Source organism: Nostoc sp. CALU 546 (assembly GCF_048836525.1).
Map to the genome: position 1 here is coordinate 1 of NZ_JAWJTF010000336.1, position 2,115 is coordinate 2,115.

At 34.3% G+C, this 2,115-nt stretch carries 2 protein-coding genes and 1 pseudogene; all 3 read left to right on the plus strand.

What is annotated here, in order from left to right; all coding sequences use genetic code 11:
• Positions 1-679, plus strand: a 679-nt coding sequence (locus tag RRG12_RS43420) for a phosphate ABC transporter ATP-binding protein (RefSeq protein WP_420763307.1), incomplete at its 5' end; no start/stop codon positions are given.
• 189 nt (positions 680-868) lie between these two features.
• A pseudogene (locus RRG12_RS43425) lies at positions 869-952 on the plus strand (transposase-like zinc-binding domain-containing protein); the annotation flags it as partial.
• A 48-nt stretch (positions 953-1,000) separates the two neighbouring features.
• Positions 1,001-1,615, plus strand: coding sequence for an NYN domain-containing protein (locus RRG12_RS43430; protein WP_420763098.1), 615 nt, complete (start codon positions 1,001-1,003; stop codon positions 1,613-1,615).
• Positions 1,616-2,115 lie beyond the last annotated feature (500 nt).

Consider the following 2,115-nt stretch of genomic DNA (forward strand, 5'->3'; position numbering starts at 1 on the left):
AGTCACGGCAATTATTGGTTCTAGTGGTTGTGGCAAGTCTACTTTTCTTAAATCGTTAAATCGCATGACTGAATTAGAAGGAGATGTGAAGGTTGAAGGAAGAGTAGAATTTTACGGACAAAGTATTTATGAGCGGCGGATCAACATAAATCGCTTACGTCGCCAAGTGAGTATGGTTTTTCCCAAGCCAAATCTTTTTCCTATGAGCGTTTACGATAATGTAGCTTATGGCGTGAAATTAGTTGGATGGCATCCGAAAGTAGAATTAGATGGGATTGTTGAATCTGCCATCAAAGCTGCCGAACTTTGGGATGAAGTGAAAAATAAGCTGCATAAATCTGCTTTAGAGCTTTCTGGTGGTCAACAACAAAGATTATGTATTGCCCGTGCTTTAGCGGTCAAACCGAATGTTTTATTGATGGATGAACCTTGTTCAGGTCTTGATCCTGCTGGTAGTACGAAAATTGAGCATTTGATCCATAACTTACGCTCTGAGTTGACAATTGTGCTTGTTACTCACAATTTGCAGCAAGTTACTCGCCTATCTGATTTTACGGCTTTCTTTTATAATAATGAAAATCGTATTACTCAAATGGTTGAATTTGGTACTACACATAAAATCTTTACTAACCCTGTGGATTGTCGTACTCGTGACTATGTTTTCGCCCGCGTTAGTTGAAGTATTTCTTAAATTCTAGCTATTCAGAGAGCTATGAAATAGTACAAGCAAGCAGAAATGAGGATTAAATTTAATTTCCGCTTGCTTTGAGTTTTTCTTGTGTTGAGCAATATGAACTGACGTTGACAGTCTTTTTTTATACTATATACTTAAAGACAGGTATCTTTTTTAGACCACCTGAATCACAAGATGAAATGTCCTCTGTGCGAATCTACTTCATATTATAAAAATGGTCGTCACAATGACAAGCAGAATTACCTCTGCAAAAATTGTGGTAAACAATTCCTTGAGCCTGCATTTCCTCATTCCTTGGAAAGTGACTTGCTTGCTAACAACAATGGTCATACTAAAGTATCTATGACTGATACAGCGGAACTTTCTTTAGTAAAAAACCTGCCAGAAGAAAAAACTACAGAGAAAGGTCTTGGTTCTTTTAATTTTATTTTAGCTGAAGAACTGCTGCAAACTATATTATCGTCTAATTGGCTAGAATCTGCTGTGTTCAGCCAATTGATCCTGAAAAATCAGCAAAAAGATGAAATTAAACAGAAGTTACAAACAGGAATCTCTCTTCTGCTTTTGGATGCAGAAAACTTAAAATTAGATATTAATTCTGAATTATTTTTAGCTAGTATTTGTGAGTATCCTCTCCAAGTTAAAATTGCATTTGCTAACTGGAGAAATCCCAGTATTGGGAAGCAAGATATTGAACTATATAACCGTGGCTATCAACTTATCCATGTGCCTGAAGGTAAAAATAGTGCTGATGCAAAAATGATTGCATTTGGTGCTTGTATTTTACGCTCTTATCCAACAGTTAAAGAAATATTAGTTTGTTCTAGCGATGGAATTTTAATTCATCTCTGTAACGAACTCCAAAACCAAGGATTGATTGTCTATTGGGTACGTAGACAAGGGCAAACTTTACATATATAAAATCGTAATTCTGGCAAATTAACTCATTACTCCTTAGCAGTTACAACAGAAGTTCCATCCTTAGAAAAAGTAAAAGTTGTTGATAAAAATCAAGATTTAATTAAAAGTGAACAGGAATTAATCAATGCCCAATTAAACAGGCTAGTAGATGTTGCGACGTTATTTCAAGAAAAATGTGATATCAATATTCAAAATAATTCGAGTCAACCAGAAAATGATAAATTAATTTCTGTCTTAGATAACTCTTTTACAGAATCTATTGAAGAAGTAAAAAAAGAAGCTTTTGCGACAGTTACTAATGAAAAAGCATTAGATAAATTACTATTAAAAATTATTCAAGATACACAAAGAAAATCTCCTCAAACTAAATTATCTGTGTCTCTGCTAGGCTCAGAGTTACGGAAAACTACCGGAAAATCACCCAATTCAATTATTCAAGAATTAAACTTAGGTTCTAGTTTTCTTAAATATCTAAAATCGTCTCCCACATTTACATTAAA